This window comes from Bacillus sp. FJAT-26390 (assembly GCF_001682865.1).
In the GTDB taxonomy this organism is placed as follows: domain Bacteria; phylum Bacillota; class Bacilli; order Paenibacillales; family Paenibacillaceae; genus Pristimantibacillus.
Window position 1 is genome coordinate 19791 of the sequence record NZ_MAQX01000007.1, and the last position, 18968, is coordinate 38758.

Annotated in this window: 17 protein-coding genes and 1 other annotated feature; all 17 genes read left to right on the forward strand. The window is 46.5% G+C overall.

The genetic code is table 11. The features are described 5' to 3' along the window. Positions 1-3: 3 nt before the first annotated feature. The 17 genes from A7975_RS11055 (at position 4) to tuf (ending at position 18831) form a co-directional block, all read left to right on the forward strand. Positions 4-528 (forward strand): NYN domain-containing protein, encoded by a 525-nt coding sequence (locus A7975_RS11055; RefSeq protein WP_053373881.1) that lies wholly within the window; start codon positions 4-6, stop codon positions 526-528. A 299-nt stretch (positions 529-827) separates the two neighbouring features. Continuing rightward, positions 828-1478, forward strand: coding sequence for an RNA polymerase sporulation sigma factor SigH (gene sigH / locus A7975_RS11060; RefSeq protein ID WP_053373882.1), 651 nt, complete (start codon positions 828-830; stop codon positions 1476-1478). A gap of 314 nt (positions 1479-1792) precedes the next feature. Continuing rightward, positions 1793-1942, forward strand: a complete 150-nt coding sequence (gene rpmG / locus A7975_RS33040; protein ID WP_015847242.1) for a 50S ribosomal protein L33 — start codon at positions 1793-1795, stop codon at positions 1940-1942. Positions 1943-1960: 18 nt separating this feature from the next. Next, the gene (secE, locus tag A7975_RS11065) at positions 1961-2170 is read left to right on the forward strand and encodes a preprotein translocase subunit SecE (protein WP_053373883.1); all 210 of its coding nucleotides are present in this window, start codon (positions 1961-1963) and stop codon (positions 2168-2170) included. Positions 2171-2194: 24 nt separating this feature from the next. Next, on the forward strand, positions 2195-2728 hold the full coding sequence (nusG, locus tag A7975_RS11070) for a transcription termination/antitermination protein NusG (RefSeq protein WP_053373884.1): 534 nt from the start codon (positions 2195-2197) through the stop codon (positions 2726-2728). Positions 2729-2845: 117 nt separating this feature from the next. After that, on the forward strand, positions 2846-3271 hold the full coding sequence (gene rplK / locus A7975_RS11075; protein WP_028609671.1) for a 50S ribosomal protein L11: 426 nt from the start codon (positions 2846-2848) through the stop codon (positions 3269-3271). Positions 3272-3371: 100 nt separating this feature from the next. Next, positions 3372-4064: a 50S ribosomal protein L1 gene (gene rplA, locus A7975_RS11080; RefSeq protein ID WP_053373885.1), complete on the forward strand. Its 693-nt coding sequence runs from the start codon at positions 3372-3374 to the stop codon at positions 4062-4064. Between the two features lie 12 nt (positions 4065-4076). Continuing rightward, positions 4077-4242, forward strand: a sequence feature (ribosomal protein L10 leader region). A gap of 57 nt (positions 4243-4299) precedes the next feature. After that, on the forward strand, positions 4300-4803 hold the full coding sequence (gene rplJ, locus A7975_RS11085; protein ID WP_053373886.1) for a 50S ribosomal protein L10: 504 nt from the start codon (positions 4300-4302) through the stop codon (positions 4801-4803). Between the two features lie 88 nt (positions 4804-4891). After that, on the forward strand, positions 4892-5251 hold the full coding sequence (gene rplL, locus A7975_RS11090) for a 50S ribosomal protein L7/L12 (RefSeq protein ID WP_053373887.1): 360 nt from the start codon (positions 4892-4894) through the stop codon (positions 5249-5251). 224 nt (positions 5252-5475) lie between these two features. Next, on the forward strand, positions 5476-6075 hold the full coding sequence (locus tag A7975_RS11095) for a class I SAM-dependent methyltransferase (protein ID WP_176707714.1): 600 nt from the start codon (positions 5476-5478) through the stop codon (positions 6073-6075). Positions 6076-6459: 384 nt separating this feature from the next. Beyond that, entirely contained in the window at positions 6460-10008 is a 3549-nt protein-coding gene (rpoB, locus tag A7975_RS11100) for a DNA-directed RNA polymerase subunit beta (RefSeq protein ID WP_053373889.1), read from the forward strand. 95 nt (positions 10009-10103) lie between these two features. After that, positions 10104-13730 carry a DNA-directed RNA polymerase subunit beta' gene (rpoC, locus tag A7975_RS11105; RefSeq protein WP_053373890.1) on the forward strand — a complete coding sequence of 1209 codons (3627 nt, stop codon included), beginning with the start codon at positions 10104-10106 and terminating at the stop codon, positions 13728-13730. A 246-nt stretch (positions 13731-13976) separates the two neighbouring features. After that, a complete protein-coding gene (locus tag A7975_RS11110; protein ID WP_053373891.1) occupies positions 13977-14207 on the forward strand; it encodes a ribosomal L7Ae/L30e/S12e/Gadd45 family protein in 231 nt (76 codons plus the stop codon). A gap of 255 nt (positions 14208-14462) precedes the next feature. Then, positions 14463-14885 (forward strand): 30S ribosomal protein S12, encoded by a 423-nt coding sequence (rpsL, locus tag A7975_RS11115; RefSeq protein WP_053373892.1) that lies wholly within the window; start codon positions 14463-14465, stop codon positions 14883-14885. A gap of 66 nt (positions 14886-14951) precedes the next feature. Next, on the forward strand, positions 14952-15422 hold the full coding sequence (rpsG, locus tag A7975_RS11120; RefSeq protein WP_053373893.1) for a 30S ribosomal protein S7: 471 nt from the start codon (positions 14952-14954) through the stop codon (positions 15420-15422). Between the two features lie 29 nt (positions 15423-15451). Continuing rightward, positions 15452-17527 carry an elongation factor G gene (gene fusA, locus A7975_RS11125; RefSeq protein ID WP_053373894.1) on the forward strand — a complete coding sequence of 692 codons (2076 nt, stop codon included), beginning with the start codon at positions 15452-15454 and terminating at the stop codon, positions 17525-17527. A gap of 113 nt (positions 17528-17640) precedes the next feature. After that, positions 17641-18831, forward strand: a complete 1191-nt coding sequence (gene tuf / locus A7975_RS11130) for an elongation factor Tu (RefSeq protein ID WP_053373895.1) — start codon at positions 17641-17643, stop codon at positions 18829-18831. The last annotated feature ends 137 nt before the right edge of the window (positions 18832-18968 follow it).

Sequence of the window (18968 nt, forward strand, 5' to 3'; positions counted from 1 at the left end):
GCCATGAATCGGCGCGACGATATTTTATTGGTCGATGGGTATAACGTGATTGGCGCTTGGCCGGTTCTCGAGAAGCTGAAGGAGTACGCTCTGGAAGAAGCTCGGGATAAGCTGCTCGACATGCTGGCGGACTACCAAGGTTTTACGGGCATGCAAGTATACGTAGTGTTTGATGCGCATCAAGTGCCTGGACTCGGGGCCACTTATCGGCACCACAAGCTGATGATCGTATATACGAAAGAAAAGGAAACGGCTGATGAATGTATCGAGCGTCTCTGCTCGGAGCTGTTTGTAAGACGGAGGAACATTTATGTAGCCACGTCTGATCTAGTGGAGCAGCATGTCGCTTTCGGTAAAGGAGCGCTCCGCGTATCCGCGCGCGAGCTGCTTATCGATATCGGCCAAAACCGCAAAAACATCGAGCAGTCGCTGCGCGAGGATAAGCCGGGAAAACGCAATTCGGTAGACGCTATCGTCAGCCTTGAGGTTCGAAGCAAGCTCGAAAAGCTTCGCCGTGGAGAGAAATAATGGGAATGGGCTTTTCAATGGCTTTGGCAGAAGCGGGACATGTCGCCCCATTCATGCCACAAAGTTACAAAATTGCTATAAAATCGATGGTTTTCGGGTCTCCGATTGGTTGACGGTGTAAGGTTACATAATGTATACTGACTCTATTATTAGCGATAAGAACGTGTGGATTTTGCTCGGAATACTTTCTTATCTCTCGACGTGAAGCGCTGCTGAGCCCAAGCAATTGGGAACAGTTAGATAGGTTTGCGTGAATACGAATCTAGCGGTGTACGCCTTGCAGGCCGGAGGGATAGTTCGTGAGTATCGACCTCAAAGAATGGAGTACGCTCGAGTATGACAGCAGTACGGACGAGGATATCGTCGAAGCGGTCCGCAATGGCGACAGCATAGCGTTGGAATATTTGATTAACAAGTATAAGAACTTTGTGAGAGCCAAAGCGCGCTCGTATTTTCTTATCGGTGCGGATCGTGAAGATATCGTGCAGGAGGGTATGATTGGTCTTTATAAAGCAATTCGTGATTTTAAAGGGGACAAGCTTGCAAGCTTTAAAGCCTTTGCGGAATTGTGCATAACCAGACAAATTATTACCGCCATCAAAACAGCCACGCGTCAGAAACACATCCCGCTTAATTCCTACGTATCGCTCGATAAGCCCATTTATGATGAAGACTCGGATCGCACGCTGCTTGATGTCATTTGTGGCACGCGAGTATCTGATCCTGAAGAGTTAATCATTAATCAAGAAGAGTTTATTGGCCTAGAAGATAAGATGTCTGAAATATTAAGCGACCTTGAGCGTAAGGTGCTGATGCTTTATTTGGACGGAAGATCTTATCAGGAGATTGCAGTCGATCTGGATCGGCATGTGAAATCAATAGACAATGCCCTACAACGCGTGAAGCGCAAGCTTGAACGTTACTTGGAAGTCAGAGACATTAGCGGTTAACCGCATTTATACGTAAATCGTTTTTAACGAGGACTGTCTTCTATCTGGCGGTGTCCAGAGGGAATGTACAGTTCTTTTGTTTTAAAAGGGCATAAGTAGACTATACTGATAGGAACGAGCCCGATGTCGCGGTTGTTACCAATTATTCGTAGGCCAAACACTTATCTTTTACATTGACATCAAAATTGCTGTATGATAAAGTGTTTAGGTAGGCCTAAATTCGAAGGTTTTTTTCGTTTTGGCGTTGGAATCAATGAACTTTCATATAGAGCTTCATGATTCGTATTTTGTAGCAGTTCGGGAGGTGTAATTCAATGCGGGTAATTATCACGTTGGCATGCACAAACTGCAAACAGAGAAACTATGCGAGCAGCAAGAACAAACGCAATCACCCCGACCGCATCGAGTTGAAGAAGTTTTGCAAGTTCTGTAACGAGCAGACTCCTCATCGCGAGACGAGATAGTCAATTGGAGGTGTGAACGTGGCATTTTTGGCTAAACTAAAGCAAAGCTTTGGTACAACGTTTAGTTTTTTTGCCGACAGCTGGGCGGAACTTAAGAAGGTTCGCTGGCCAAGCCGTAAAGAGTTGACAAGCTATTCGATCGTGGTTTTGCTAACGATCACGCTTGTAACGATTTACTTCTGGCTTCTTGACATCGGGATCTCGTCTCTGGTTGAACTCATTGTTTAAGAAGGGTCCAAAGGTGGATTTGTGATGGAAAAAAGATGGTACGTCGTGCATACCTACTCAGGTTACGAGAACAAGGTGAAAGCCAATTTGGAGCGCCGTGTTGAATCAATGGGCATGGAAGACAAGATTTTCCGTGTGCTTGTTCCTATGGAAGATGAAGTGGTAGAGAAGGACGGTAAGAAGAAGACTGTCCAACGTAAAGTCTACCCCGGCTATGTTCTTGTGGAAATGGTTCAAACCGACGATTCTTGGTACGTTGTTCGAAATACGCCTGGCGTAACTGGATTCGTAGGATCAACAGGTTCCGGTTCAAAACCGATTCCTCTATTGCCAGATGAGGTTGAGCAAATACTCAAGCACATGGGCATGGAAGAGCCAAAGCCGAAAATTGAGTTCGATCTGAAGGAAACGGTTCGCGTCAAAGTAGGTCCTTTCGCAGATTTTGTTGGTACAGTAGAAGAAATTTTGCTGGACAAAGCAAAGTTGAAGGTTCATGTAAACATGTTTGGCAGGGAGACCCCGCTGGAGCTGGATTACACTCAAGTGGAGAAGATATAATATCTGGTTTCCGAACCCATCGGTTTATTCCGGTGGTGGTTTGGACGCGAAGTAACTATGCCCCTTTGGCGGCAAATGTTATTTACGCACGGAATAAAGGGTTAGGAGGTGTCAGGCATGGCAAAGAAAGTCATCAAGATGGTCAAACTGCAAGTTCCTGCAGGTAAAGCAAACCCAGCGCCGCCGATCGGTCCAGCACTTGGTCAAGCAGGCGTTAACATTATGGCGTTTTGTAAAGAGTTTAATGCTCGTACAGCAGATCAAGCAGGCTTGATTATTCCAGTCGTTATTACAGTATTTGAAGACCGTTCGTTTACGTTCGAAACAAAAACGCCGCCGGCAGCAGTATTGCTACGCGTCGCAGCTGGAATCGAAAAAGGTTCAGGCGAGCCGAACAAGAAGAAGGTCGCTACTGTAAAACGTGACAAAGTTCGCGAAATCGCTGAGCAAAAAATGCCGGATCTTAACGCAGCTTCTGTAGAAGCGGCAATGCGTATGGTTGAAGGTACTGCTCGCAGCATGGGCGTAACTATTGTTGACTAATACCGCGAGGTAGCTTGCTTTGCGAAGCTTCGGCTTTCGCGAGTGGGAGGATCATCCTTAGGAGGATTTTCCGCTACAACCACATAAGGAGGAAATTACAATGGCTAAACAAGGTAAAAAATATGTAGAAGCTGCTAAGCTTATCAACAGCGAAGCAACTTACGAGCCTTTGGAAGCGATCGAGCTTGTGAAAAAGGCAGCAACAGCTAAATTCGACGAGTCCGTTGAAGTAGCAGTTCGTTTGGGTGTAGACCCGCGTAAACAAGACCAAGCAGTTCGTGGTGTAGTTGTACTGCCGCACGGTACTGGTAAAACTAAACGCGTTCTCGTTTTCGCAAAAGGCGAAAAAGTGAAAGAAGCGGAAGCTGCGGGTGCTGATTTTGTCGGCGATGCAGACATGATTAACAAAATCCAACAAGGCTGGTTCGAATTCGACGTTTGCGTCGCAACTCCGGACATGATGGCTGAAGTTGGTAAACTTGGACGGATCCTTGGTGGTAAAGGTTTGATGCCTAACCCTAAAGCAGGTACGGTAACGTTTGACGTTGCTAAAGCCGTTCAAGAAATCAAAGCCGGTAAGATTGAATACCGTCTTGATAAAGCAGGTCAAATCCATGCTCCAATCGGTAAAGTATCTTTCGATGCTGAGAAACTCAACGAGAACCTCAAGTCATTGATCGACGCACTTAATCGTGCTAAACCGGCTGCTGCAAAAGGTGTTTACCTGAAAAACATTGCCGTTTCTTCGACAATGGGCCCTGGCGCTCGTGTTTCCACAGCGGTTTATCGCTAAGAAGAACGGAACTAAATTCGAATACGCATACCGTAGACAGTAGGTGCCTTTAGGCTTAATTTCCTACCGAGGTGTTATGATAAAACGTTTGTGAGCAACATTCGATCCTTTAGGGTTGATGCGCGATAACGACATCATGGCCTTCGCAGTGTCTGCGAAGGCCTTTCTCATGCATCGAGGCGTGGAAAGCCCGTCGTAATTAACGGAATGTATACTATTACGGGAGGTGTACAGTTTGGCTAACGCAAATATCATCCAAGAGAAACAAGAGGCAGTTGCCGTAATCGCGGCGAAAATTGCTGCTAGCTCCAGTACAGTTGTAGCTGACTATCGTGGATTGAACGTTGCGCAAGTAACTGAACTTCGGAAACAACTTCGTGAAGCAGGAATCGAATTCCAAGTTCTTAAAAACTCGCTCGTTCGCCGCGCAACTGAAGGTACGGATTTCGTAGAATTGAACAACATTCTTACAGGTCCTACTGCAATTGCATTCGGTAAAGAAGACGCTGTTGCTCCAGCTAAAATTTTGAACGATTTTGCTAAGAAGAACGATGCTTTGAAACTTAAAGGCGGCGTTGTAGAAGGTAAAGTCGTTTCACAAGAAGAGATTAAAGCACTTGCGGAACTTCCGTCCCGCGAAGGTTTGCTTTCTATGCTCCTCAGCGTATTGCAAGCTCCAGTGCGCAACTTCGCGCTTGCGGTTAAAGCAGTCGGCGAGAAACAAGAAGCACAAGCTTAATCAATTACAGTCACTAATTGCATTGAACCGGCGAAAGCCGGCTGCATGATAAAACAAAAAAATAAACCATATTCCCGGAGGTATAACCATGTCTAAAGAACAAATCTTAGAAGCGATTAAAGTTATGAACGTTCTTGAACTGAACGAGCTAGTTAAAGCAATTGAAGAAGAATTCGGCGTAACTGCAGCAGCTCCAGTAGCAGCAGCAGGTGCTGGCGCAGCTGTTGAAGCTGAGCAAACTGAATTCGACGTTATCCTTAACGGCGCTGGCGCTTCGAAAATCAACGTAATCAAAGTAGTTCGCGAAATCACAGGTCTTGGCCTGAAAGAAGCGAAAGACTTGGTTGACAGCGCTCCTAAAGCTGTTAAAGAAAAAGTTGCTAAAGACGAAGCAGAAGCAGTTGCAGCTAAGCTTACTGAAGCTGGCGCTTCCGTAGAAGTTAAGTAGTATTTTTACAATAAAATAAGCTGATCATGCGACTGAATGATGAATCGGCTGGCGAGCCCCTTGAACCGTCAGGTTTCAAGGGGTTCGTTGTATGTTAAAGGATAAGAATGTATAAGCGAGTCCTTATACATTCTTATCTTTCAACGCGAAACGCGCCTTTACCGCTGCGATCGGGCGATCGCTGTATGCGCTTGTAGCTAAGGAATAACGGGGGGTGATGGATCATGTCAAATCACTATTACTCGCAGAGCCCGGATGTGAAGCATAATCGTCAAATTCATGAAGCATCGCTTCGAGGCTTTTCATTTCGTTTTATGACGGATTCTGGCGTATTCTCGAAATCGGGTGTCGATTATGGAAGTCAGGTTTTGATCGACGCACTAATGCTGGATGATAAGGCAAAAGTGCTGGATGTCGGCTGCGGTTATGGTCCGATTGGGCTAACATCAGCGAAGCTTGCCCCAAACGGGCTTGTGACGATGATTGATATAAACGAGAGAGCGGTGGAGCTTTCACGTGAAAATGCAAAGCTGAATAACATCACGAATGTAACTGTTTTGCAAAGCAATGTATATGAGGCCGTCAAACATATGAAGTTTGATGCGATCGTTACAAACCCGCCTATTCGGGCGGGCAAGTCGGTGGTTCATCAGATTTTTGAGGAAGGCTATGAACTGCTGGAGCAAGGCGGAAGCATGTGGGTCGTCATTCAGAAGAAGCAAGGCGCGCCTTCGGCCAAAGCAAAACTCGAGTCATTGTTCAGTGATGTAGAGGAAGTTACGAAGGATAAAGGCTACCGGATTTTCCGAGCTGTAAAAGGCTAGTTAAATATCTCAAAAGCTGTTTTGAAATTAAGTTTGAAAGTAGAATTATATTTATTGACTTGACATTTTAGATATGGTAAAATTATAAAATGTCAGCATTAAATTGGGCTCGATCTCTTTAGTTAACTAAAATGTCAAGTGTAAATTTAAAGCGCGGAATGCATAAGTTTTACACATTTGACGTATAATGTTTACGTTTTGGGCAAAATTATTTGATATGAGACTATCGCGGCCGCGCTGTGATTGGTTAACTGCCGGAACATGCTCTTTTTTCGAACTATTCGATAAGGGCTTTTCTTTATTTGACTATATAGGCGGCTGGTCCGTCTATGGTGACGCAGTGGATATCGATGCTGTGATACAGACATGAGGGGTGAGGTTAAGTTGGCAGGACAACTTGTTCAGTATGGTCGGCGCGCGCGCAGAAGCTACGCCAGGATCAACGAGGTGCTGGAAGTCCCGAACCTGATTGAAATCCAACAAAAATCGTATGAGAAGTTTTTGGACAGCGACTTAATTGAGTTGTTCCAAGATATTTCTCCGATTTCGGACTTTACGGGCAATCTATCGCTTGAGTTTATCGACTATAGCTTGGGCGAACCGAAATATTCGGTCGATGAATCAAAAGAGCGCGACGTGACGTATGCGGCTCCTTTACGCGTTAAGGTACGACTTTTTAATAAGGAGACCGGCGAAGTAAAGGAACAAGAAGTTTTCATGGGTGATTTCCCGCTTATGACAGAGACAGGCACGTTTATCATTAACGGGGCCGAGCGTGTCATAGTCAGCCAATTGGTTCGATCCCCGAGTGTGTACTTCAGCACGAAGGTCGATAAGAACGGGAAGAAGAACTACACAGCGACGGTTATTCCTAACCGTGGCGCATGGCTAGAGCTTGAAACGGATGCTAAAGATATCATCTACGTTCGTATTGACCGGACCCGGAAAATACCGGTAACGGTACTTTTGCGTTCGCTCGGATTCGGTACTGACGCTGAGATTCTTGAGCTGCTTGGTCATGATGAGTACATTCGCAACACGTTAGACAAGGACAACACGGATTCAACCGAGAAAGCGCTGATTGAAATTTATGAGCGTCTTCGTCCGGGCGAGCCTCCGACTTTGGATAATGCGAAGAGCTTGCTAGTAGCTCGTTTCTTTGATCCAAAACGTTATGACTTGGCCAATGTAGGCCGTTACAAAATAAACAAAAAACTACACATCAAGAACCGTTTGTTTAACCAACGGCTTGCGGAAAATCTAGTTGATCCTACGACTGGCGAAATTATTGCTGAGTCCGGACAAATGATTGACCGTCGTTTGCTTGATGAAATTCTCGAAAAGCTCGAGAAGGATGTAGGTTTCAAAACGTATCACGTTGCTAACGGCGTATTGGATGCTGATAGTATTCCACTACAAACGATCAGCGTATTCTCGCCATATGACGAAAGCAAAGTTATTAAGGTAATTGCCAATGGCATTATTGATAAATCCGTGAAGCATATTACGCCAGCGGATATCATTTCTTCCATTAACTACTTTATTAATTTGCTTCATGGCGTAGGCAGCACGGATGATATCGATCACCTCGGTAACCGTCGTCTGCGTTCTGTAGGCGAGCTGCTTCAAAATCAATTCCGTATCGGTTTGTCTCGTATGGAGCGCGTTGTGCGCGAGAGAATGTCCATCCAAGACGCGAATGCGATTACGCCTCAGGCGCTAATCAACATTCGTCCGGTCATTGCATCTATAAAAGAGTTTTTCGGCTCCTCGCAGCTGTCCCAGTTTATGGACCAAACGAATCCGCTTGCTGAGCTCACGCATAAGCGTCGTCTATCAGCACTTGGACCCGGCGGTTTGACTCGGGAACGCGCGGGCTTCGAAGTCCGTGACGTCCATCACTCCCACTATGGGCGGATGTGTCCGATCGAGACGCCAGAGGGACCGAATATCGGTTTGATCAACTCCTTGTCATCCTTTGCCCGCATTAACGAATATGGCTTCATTGAAGCGCCGTATCGTTGGGTAGATCCGAAGACGGGAATTGTAACAGAGCAAATCGCTTACCTAACTGCTGACGAGGAAGATAACTACGTAATCGCGCAAGCGAATGCGAAGCTGACTCCTGATGATAAGTTTGCAGAAGAAAATACGATCGTTCGTTACAACAAGCAAGCTGATAACATTTTGACTATGCCAAGCGATCGCGTTGACTACATGGACGTATCTCCTAAGCAGGTAGTATCCGTTGCGACAGCGTTAATTCCGTTCCTGGAAAACGATGACTCCAACCGTGCCCTCATGGGATCAAACATGCAACGTCAAGCGGTACCGCTACTTATCCCTAGATCACCGCTCGTTGGTACGGGCATGGAGCACAAAGCTGCGAAAGACTCCGGCGTTTGTATCGTTGCGAAACATGACGGTATTATCGAACGGTCTTCCGCTAATGAAATTTGGCTTCGCCGCGTAGAGCAAATTGATGGCAAGCCGGTTACAGGCGACTTGGTAAAACATAAGCTACACAAGTTTATGCGTTCTAACCAAGGAACGTGCATCAACCAGCGTCCACTCGTACGCAAAGGCGACGTCATTAAGAAAGGTGATATTCTTGCAGATGGTCCTTCCACTGAAAAGGGCGAATTGGCTCTAGGACGCAACGTAGTCGTTGCATTCATGACGTGGGAAGGTTACAACTATGAGGATGCGATCCTGCTTAGTGAGAAGCTTGTGAAAGAGGATGTTTACACATCCATTCACATCGAGGAATATGAGTCCGAAGCTCGTGATACGAAGCTTGGACCAGAAGAAATCACTCGCGATATCCCGAATGTCGGCGAAGAAGCTCTTCGCAACTTGGATGAGCGCGGAATCATTCGTGTCGGTGCCGAAATCGGCGCAGGCGATATCCTGGTTGGTAAAGTAACGCCGAAGGGCGTAACGGAGCTTACTGCGGAAGAAAGATTGCTGCACGCTATCTTCGGTGAGAAAGCTCGTGAAGTACGTGATACTTCGCTTCGCGTACCGCATGGTACTGACGGTATCGTTGTAGACGTGAAAGTATTTACGCGTGAGAATGGCGATGAATTGCCACCTGGCGTTAACCAACTGGTACGTGCCTATATTGCTCAAAAACGGAAAATTTCCGAAGGCGACAAAATGGCCGGACGTCATGGTAACAAAGGGGTTATCGCCCGCATCATGCCAGAAGAAGATATGCCTTTCCTACCGGATGGCACACCAGTAGAGGTTGTTCTTAACCCGCTAGGCGTTCCGTCACGGATGAACATCGGCCAAGCGCTTGAAGTTCACTTGGGTATGGCTTGTAAACATCTCGGCATCCACGCCGCTACGCCAGTATTTGACGGCGCGCGCGAGAATGACGTTTTCGATACGATGGAAGAAGCAGGCATGCAGCGTAACGGTAAAACCGTACTGTATGACGGGCGGACAGGCGAAAACTTCGAGCGTGAAGTTACAGTTGGGGTCATGTACATGATCAAACTGGCGCACATGGTCGATGATAAAATCCATGCCCGTTCCACTGGTCCTTACTCACTTGTTACACAACAGCCGCTCGGTGGTAAAGCACAGTTCGGTGGTCAACGTTTCGGGGAGATGGAGGTATGGGCGCTTGAGGCTTATGGCGCTGCGTACACGCTTCAAGAAATATTGACGGTTAAATCCGATGACGTGGTTGGTCGTGTGAAAACGTACGAATCGATCGTCAAAGGCGAGAACGTTCCAGAACCGGGCGTTCCAGAATCGTTTAAAGTTTTGATCAAAGAGCTTCAAAGCTTAGGTATGGATGTTAAAATTCTGTCTGAGAATGAAGAAGAGATCGAAATGAAGGAAATGGACGATGAAGACGAGGCAACGGGTGATAAGCTCAACCTCAATATTGAAGGTGCCGAGATCGGCGCTGCTGAATAAACTAGTTGCTGGATTCCGTCACATGGTCACGCGCCTATGACGGAATCTAGCTGATTAGATAGACATTGTCATACATGACGGAGGAGGGTTGCTCCTTGTTGGACGTGAACAACTTCGAGTATATGAAAATCGGTCTGGCTTCGCCGGATAAAATTCGCTCGTGGTCCCGCGGAGAAGTTAAAAAACCGGAGACGATCAACTATAGGACCTTAAAGCCGGAGAAGGAAGGTCTCTTCTGCGAAAAGATTTTTGGACCTACGAAAGACTGGGAATGTCATTGCGGCAAATACAAACGTGTACGCTATAAAGGTGTCGTTTGTGATCGCTGTGGCGTTGAAGTAACTCGCGCTAAAGTTCGCCGTGAACGTATGGGTCACATCGAGCTAGCTGCTCCAGTTTCTCATATTTGGTACTTCAAAGGGATTCCAAGCCGTATGGGTCTTGCACTGGATATGTCGCCTCGTTCGCTTGAGGAGATCATCTATTTTGCATCCTATGTCGTGACGGACCCAGGTGATACGCCGCTTGAGAAAAAACAACTCCTTTCGGAGAAAGAATACCGCAGCTACCGGGAGAAATACGGGTATGGTTTCCATGCTGGCATGGGCGCCGAGGCTGTTAAAAAGCTTTTGCAGGATATCGACGTTGACAAAGAACTGGAGCAATTGAAGGAAGAGCTGCGTACGGCTCAAGGGCAACGACGCAATCGTGCCATTAAGCGCCTAGAAGTAGTCGAAGCATTCCGCAACTCCGGCAACGAGCCGGAATGGATGATTCTTGACGTGCTTCCTGTAATCCCTCCTGAGCTTCGTCCGATGGTACAGCTTGATGGCGGACGTTTTGCGACATCTGACCTTAATGACTTGTATCGCCGTGTTATTAACCGTAACAACCGTCTGAAGCGTCTTCTTGATCTGGGCGCTCCTGATATTATCGTGCAAAATGAAAAACGGATGCTGCAGGAAGCGGTTGACGCTTTGATCGACAACGGTCGTCGCGGTCGCCCTGTAACAGGTCCTGGTAACCGTCCGCTCAAATCTCTCAGCCACATGCTGAAAGGTAAGCAAGGACGTTTCCGTCAGAACTTGCTCGGTAAACGGGTTGACTATTCCGGTCGTTCGGTTATCGTCGTAGGTCCTAACCTGAAAATGTTCCAGTGCGGTCTTCCGAAGGAAATGGCACTTGAATTGTTCAAGCCTTTCGTTATGAAAGAGCTTGTTAATAAAGGCTTGGCACACAACATTAAGAGTGCTAAGCGCAAGGTTGAACGCGTAAGCCCAGAGGTATGGGATGTTCTTGAGGAAGTTATCAAGGAACACCCAGTGCTGCTTAACCGTGCCCCGACGCTTCATAGACTAGGTATTCAAGCATTTGAGCCTATTCTAGTTGAAGGCCGCGCTATTAAGCTTCACCCGCTCGTATGTACAGCTTATAACGCTGACTTCGACGGTGACCAAATGGCCGTTCACGTTCCGTTGTCTGCCGAAGCACAAGCGGAAGCTCGTTTGCTTATGCTTGCATCAGGCAACATCCTTAACCCGAAAGACGGCAAGCCGGTCGTTACTCCTTCGCAGGATATGGTTCTAGGAAGCTTCTACTTGACGATGGATAACAAAGAAGCTAAAGGTAGCGGTTCCGTATTCGGGACCATTAACGAGGCGATCTCTGCTTATCAGCGCGGTATTGTTTCCTTGCATGCAAGGATCTTCATTCCGGTTCGCGTCCTTAAGAAAGTTAACTTCACCGAGCAACAGCAAAACTCGCTGCTCGTTACTACAGTTGGTAAAGTAATCTTCAACGAAATTTTCCCTGAAGATTTCCCTTATATCAACGAAGCAACGAAAACGAACCTATTGCACGGTACGCCAGATAAATATTTCGTTTACGAAAAAGGTGCAGATCTTCCTAAGTTTTTGGATGCGATCGAGACGCCGGGTGCGGTAGGTAAGGATTATCTCGCATTAGTTATTGCGGAATGCTTCCGTCAATACCACACAACGCTTACTGCGATGCTTCTTGACCGCATTAAGCAGCTTGGTTTCACTTACTCGACTAAGGCAGGTATTACAATCGGCGTAGCTGACGTAATCATCCCGAAAGAGAAAAACGAAATCATGAAGCTCTCCGATGAGAAAGTCGCTACCGTTATGAATCAATACCGTCGTGGTTTGATTACGAATGAAGAGCGTTATGACCGGATCATCAGCATTTGGAGTAAATGTAAAGACGAGATCACTGACGTTCTTATGAAGTCAATGGATCGTTACAACAACATCATGCTCATGGTGGATTCCAAAGCACGGGGTAACAAATCTCAAATTACACAACTTGGCGGTATGCGTGGTCTGATGGCCAATCCATCGGGTCGTATCATCGAGTTGCCAATCAAATCAAACTTCCGCGAAGGCCTTACCGTCCTCGAGTACTTTATCTCGACTCACGGAGCGCGTAAAGGTTTGGCCGATACAGCACTTCGGACTGCCGATTCCGGGTACTTGACTCGTCGACTTGTTGACGTTGCGCAAGACGTAATCGTGCGCGAAGAAGATTGTGGAACGGACAAAGGCTTCAGCGTAAGCAAAATTCAAGACGGTAAAGAGGTTATTGAAGATCTCTATGACCGTATCGAAGGCCGCTATGCGTTTGAAACGGTTCGTAATCCAAAAACAGGTGAAATTATCGTTAACCGTAGCGAGTTGATCGACTCGAACAAAGCGGACGCGATTATCGATGCTGGCGTTGAGAAGCTGCAAATCCGTTCCGTATTGAGCTGCCGTGCTCGTCATGGCGTTTGTAAGATCTGTTACGGACGTAACCTAGCTACTGGTAAACACGTTGAAATTGGGGAAGCGGTAGGCATTATCGCGGCTCAATCGATCGGGGAGCCAGGAACACAGCTGACGATGCGTACGTTCCATACGGGCGGCGTTGCCGGCGATGATATTACACAAGGTTTGCCGCGTATCCAAGAGTTGTTTGAGGCGCGTAATCCGAAAGGTCAAGCGATCATTTCCGAGCTTGACGGTGTAATCAAAGAAATTCGTGAAGCTAAGGACCGTCGCGAAATCGAGGTTCAAGGCGAAGCGGAATCCAAAGTGTATGCCGTTACTTATGGTTCGCGTATCCGCGTAACGCAAGGGCAACAAATCGAAGCCGGCGATGAGCTGACTGACGGTTCCATTGACCCTAAAGATATGCTGCGCATCAAAGGTATTCGTGGCGTTCAAAACTACATTTTGCAAGAAGTACAGCGCGTTTACCGGAACCAAGGGGTAGAAATCAATGACAAGCACGTTGAGGTCATGATTAAGCAAATGCTCCGTAAAATCCGTATCGTAGATGCAGGCGGTACAACTCTGCTTCCTGGCGCATTTGTTGATATTCATGAATATGAATCACAAAACCGCGCTGCGATCTTTGCAGACCTTGAACCAGCTGTTGCAAAACCAGTTTTGCTCGGTATTACGAAGGCGTCGCTTGAGACTGATTCATTCTTGTCAGCAGCTTCCTTCCAAGAAACAACTCGCGTATTGACTGATGCGGCTATTAAAGGCAAAGTTGACCAGTTGCTTGGACTCAAGGAAAATGTTATTATCGGTAAGTTGATTCCAGCAGGTACTGGAATGGCTCGTTATCGTAACATTCGCTTTGCTGGCCTAGAAGATGAAATCGTTACTGCAGTAGAAGGCGAACTAGAAACAGAAGCTGTTACCGTCGACTAATCGTTGATTGAGCAGTTGTTTCAGTAACCGGACACTAACATATAACGAAAGAGCGTCACATCTTCCGCTTCATTTGGAAGCGGAGGATGACCGCTCTTTTGTATGTTTATAGTATGGGTTTTATTTACGAAATGTTTGCAAATGAATATCCTTAAAGTTTCTTGACACAAGCACAGTGTAGGTGGTACTATATCGAAGTGTGCCTAATTGTGTGATCGCTGAATGGAAGAATTGAAGGTGATTTTCATGCAATTCAAAGTCGGCGCAAAGCAGACGACCAAGATGCTCGAGCAACAAAGAGCCATTGAAGTCTATGTTGCACGAGATGCAGATCCGCAGATGAAAGAGAAGATCATTCATCTATGTGAGCGGGCGGGAGTTCCAGTTAAATGGTTCGATACGATGGAAGACCTCGGGGAAACCTGCGGCATTGATATCGGGGCCGCAATGGCAGCGCTCGTAACCGAAGAAGAATAACGCAATATCCGTTTTTGTTAGTTGATTATTTAACGATGATTGACTGGCGAGAACTTTTGTTTGTTCTTTTATGAACCGCCTGGATCTGTGGGCTTAATTTTAGGTAAAATGTCTACCATACAAGCGTATTCGGCTATTGCCGTCCTTTGGTGGAATGAGCTCGCCTACGCGAAGAAATATAAGTGGATTTATAAACGATAGATTATAAATGCTTATATTTTCGAAAAGACATGAATTTAGGAAGGGGGTGGCAACATGCCAACTATTAACCAGCTAGTCCGTAAAGGACGCCAAGCGAAAGTCGTTAAATCGAAATCGCCGGCATTGCAAAAAGGTTTCAATGCATTGAAACGTGAAGCTACAAACATCAGCGCTCCTCAAAAACGCGGTGTGTGCACTCGTGTAGGTACAATGACTCCTAAGAAACCGAACTCCGCGCTTCGTAAATATGCGCGTGTACGTCTTACTAACCGCGTTGAGGTTACAGCGTACATTCCGGGTATCGGACACAACCTGCAAGAGCACAGCGTGGTATTGATTCGTGGTGGACGGGTAAAAGACCTTCCAGGGGTACGTTATCATATCGTTCGCGGCGCACTTGATACTGCAGGCGTTAACAATCGGAACCAATCTCGTTCGAAATATGGTACGAAACGTCCGAAAGTTAAAAAATCATAAGAATAACCCTAACGGGTCATTGAAATGCTAGAAATAGCGACTATTAGAAGAAAGGGGGACTTTCTCATGCCACGCAAAGGTCCTGTAACGAAACGTGATGTGCTTCCAGATCCGCTGTATAACAGCAAACTGGTAACTCGCCTAATCAACCGCATTATGCTTGACGGTAAAAGAGGCGTTGCACAAACATTGTTGTATGATGCTTTCAAACTGATTCAAGAACGCACGAGTAAAGATCCAATGGAAGTATTCGATGCTGCAATGAAAAATATTATGCCAGTACTTGAGGTTAAAGCTCGTCGCGTTGGTGGTGCAAACTATCAAGTGCCGATCGAAGTTAAACCAGAACGCCGTACTGCACTTGCTCTCCGTTGGCTCGTGAACTATTCACGTAACCGCGGTGAGAAAACAATGGTAGAGCGTTTAGCTGCTGAAATCACAGATGCTTCCAATAACACTGGCGCAGCTGTTAAGAAGCGCGAAGACACTCACAAAATGGCTGATGCCAACAGAGCATTCGCTCACTACCGTTGGTAGGATTCTAACATTCGAGAGGAGACCATTTTATGTCAAGAGAGTTCTCCTTGAACAATACGCGTAACATCGGGATTATGGCGCATATTGATGCTGGTAAAACCACAACAACTGAACGGATTTTGTTCTTCACGGGCCGTACCCACAAAATCGGAGAAGTGCACGAAGGTGCAGCTACGATGGACTGGATGGAACAAGAACAAGAGCGCGGTATTACGATTACGTCTGCTGCGACAACTGCTCAATGGAATGGACACCGTATTAATATTATCGACACCCCGGGACACGTTGACTTCACAGTAGAAGTTGAGCGCTCCCTGCGCGTATTGGACGGGGCCGTTGGAGTTTTCAGTGCTAAAGAAGGCGTTGAGCCACAGTCCGAGACTGTATGGCGTCAAGCTGACCGTTACAACGTTCCGCGTATCGCTTACGTAAACAAAATGGACATCATTGGCGCAGACTTCCTTAACGTTATCAAAGATATGCGTGAGCGTCTGCAAGCTAATGCTGTTGCCATTCAAATTCCGATTGGCGCTGAGTCTGATTTTGTCGGCGTTATCGATATCGTTGAACGTGTAGCTTACAAGTACAAAGACGATACAGGTAAAGACCCTATTCAAGTTGAAATTCCTTCGGAGTATGCTGACCAAGTGGAAGAGCTTCGTACGGAATTGATTGAGAAGGTCGCTGAGCTGGATGAAGAGTTAACGATGAAATATTTGGAAGGTGAAGAAATCACTATTCCAGAAATTAAAGCAGCACTCCGTAAGGGTGTTTGCGAAGTTAAAATCTTCCCAGTAATCGTTGGTTCATCTTACCGCAATAAAGGCGTTCAATTGATGTTGGATGCGGTTGTTGACTATCTTCCATCTCCGCTTGACGTACCTTCAATTAAAGGTACGCTTGAAGACGGAGAAGAAGGTGAACGTCCATCATCCGATACAGATCCGTTCGCGGCTCTGGCATTCAAAATCATGACGGATCCTTATGTTGGTAGATTGACGTTCTTCCGTGTGTATTCAGGAATTCTGAAATCCGGTTCTTATGTTCTTAACTCAACTAAGGGCAAACGCGAACGGATTGGACGTATTCTGCAAATGCACGCGAACGCTCGTCAAGAGATCTCTGAAGTGTATGCAGGTGATATTGCTGCAGCTGTTGGTCTTAAAGACACAACAACAGGAGACACTCTTTGCGATGAGAAGAACATTATCATTCTTGAATCAATGAACTTCCCAGAGCCTGTTATCTCGGTTGCTATCGAGCCAAAAACGAAAGCTGACCAAGATAAACTAGGTATCGCAATTTCCAAACTGGCAGAAGAAGATCCTACTTTCCGCGCACATACAGACGAAGAAACAAACCAGACAATCATTTCTGGTATGGGTGAGCTTCACCTTGAGATTCTCGTTGACCGTATGTTCCGTGAATTCAAAGTTGAAACAAACGTTGGTAAGCCACAAGTTGCTTACCGTGAAACGTTCCGTGAAGCTGCGAAGGTTGAAGGTAAGTTCGTTCGTCAGTCCGGTGGTAAAGGTCAATTCGGTCATTGTTGGGTTGAATTCTCACCACTTGAGCCAGGTTCAGGCTTTATTTTCGAAAACAAAACAGTCGGTGGATCGATTCCTCGTGAGTTTATCGCTCCTATCCAAGCTGGTATCGAAGAGTCAATGAAGAACGGCGTTATCGCTGGCTTCCCGCTCGTTGATGTCAAAGCTGTTGTTGTTGACGGATCGTACCATGATGTTGACTCCTCGGAGATGGCGTTTAAAATTGCAGGTTCGATGGCGCTTAAAGCTGCCAAAGAAAAATGTAAGCCAGTTCTTCTTGAGCCAATCATGAAGGTAGAAGTTACTGTTCCTGAAGAGTACATGGGCGATGTTATGGGTATGCTTAACTCCCGTCGTGGTCGTATCGAAGGTATGGATACTCGTGCAGGTGCACAAATTATCCGCTCCAAGGTACCTCTCTCCGAGATGTTTGGTTATTCCACTACACTACGTTCCGGTACACAAGGACGCGGCGTATTCTCCATGGAGCTTTCTCACTATGAAGAAGTTCCAAAATCGATCTCTGAAGAGATCATTGCTAAGAACAAAGGCGAGTAATCGCTTTTGTACTTCTAAACAAGTGCTTTTGGCCGCCAGCTTAGTTTGCTTGCAAACCTGATGTCGGCCCACACATAAAAAAATTCATGATATATTGAGGAGGCTCAAGTTCAATGGCTAAGGCAAAATTTGAACGTAACAAACCGCACGTTAATATCGGTACTATCGGTCACGTCGATCACGGTAAAACGACTTTGACAGCAGCTATCACAACTGTACTTTCCAAAAAATACGGCGGTGCAGCAATCGCATTCGACCAAATCGATAAAGCTCCAGAAGAGCGCGAGCGTGGTATCACGATCTCGACAGCTCACGTTGAGTATGAGACGCCTGCTCGTCACTACGCACACGTTGACTGCCCAGGTCACGCCGACTATGTAAAAAACATGATCACTGGTGCTGCACAAATGGACGGAGCTATTCTTGTAGTTTCCGCTACTGACGGCCCTATGCCACAAACTCGTGAGCACATCTTGCTTTCGAAACAAGTAGGCGTACCTTACATCGTAGTATTCTTGAACAAATGCGACATGGTTGAAGACGAAGAGCTTCTTGAATTGGTAGAAATGGAAGTTCGTGACCTTCTTTCTGAGTATGAGTTCCCAGGTGACGACACTCCGATCATTCGTGGTGCTGCTCGTGAAGCTCTTGCTAACCCAGAAGGTCCTTGGGCTGAAAAAATCATCGAGCTCTTCGAGCAAGTTGACACTTACATCCCAACTCCTGAGCGCGACACAGCTAAGCCTTTCCTTATGCCTGTCGAGGACGTATTCACAATCACTGGCCGTGGTACAGTTGCTACAGGTCGCGTAGAGCGTGGCGTTATCAAAGTCGGCGACGAGGTAGAAATTATCGGTCTTGCTGAAGAATCCCGTAAATCCGTAGTAACAGGCGTTGAAATGTTCCGTAAATTGCTTGACTCCGCTCAAGCTGGGGACAACGTAGGCGCATTGCTTCGCGGTGTAGACCGTAGCAACATTGAGCGTGGACAAGTTTTGGCTAAACCGGGTTCGGTTAAACCACACACTAACTTCACTGCACAAATCTACGTTCTTACTAAAGAAGAGGGTGGCCGTCACAAGCCTTTCTTCACAGGTTACCGTCCACAGTTCTACTTCCGTACAACTGACGTAACGGGTATCATCAACCTGCCAGAAGGCACTGAGATGGTTATGCCTGGCGACAACATCACTGTAACGGTTGAGCTTATCGCTCCAATCGCTGTTGAAGAGGGAACTCGTTTCTCTATTCGTGAAGGCGGCCGTACTGTAGGCGCTGGCGCTGTAGCTTCTATCCAAAAATAATTGATGGCGGCTTTAGCCGCTATGAATAACAAAAGCCCTCACCTCGGTGGGGGCTTTTGATTTATGTAGAAGCAGAGTCGGTCAATAGGTCGGCTTACTTAATTTTACATTCAACTAATGATTGACTGTACACCTCA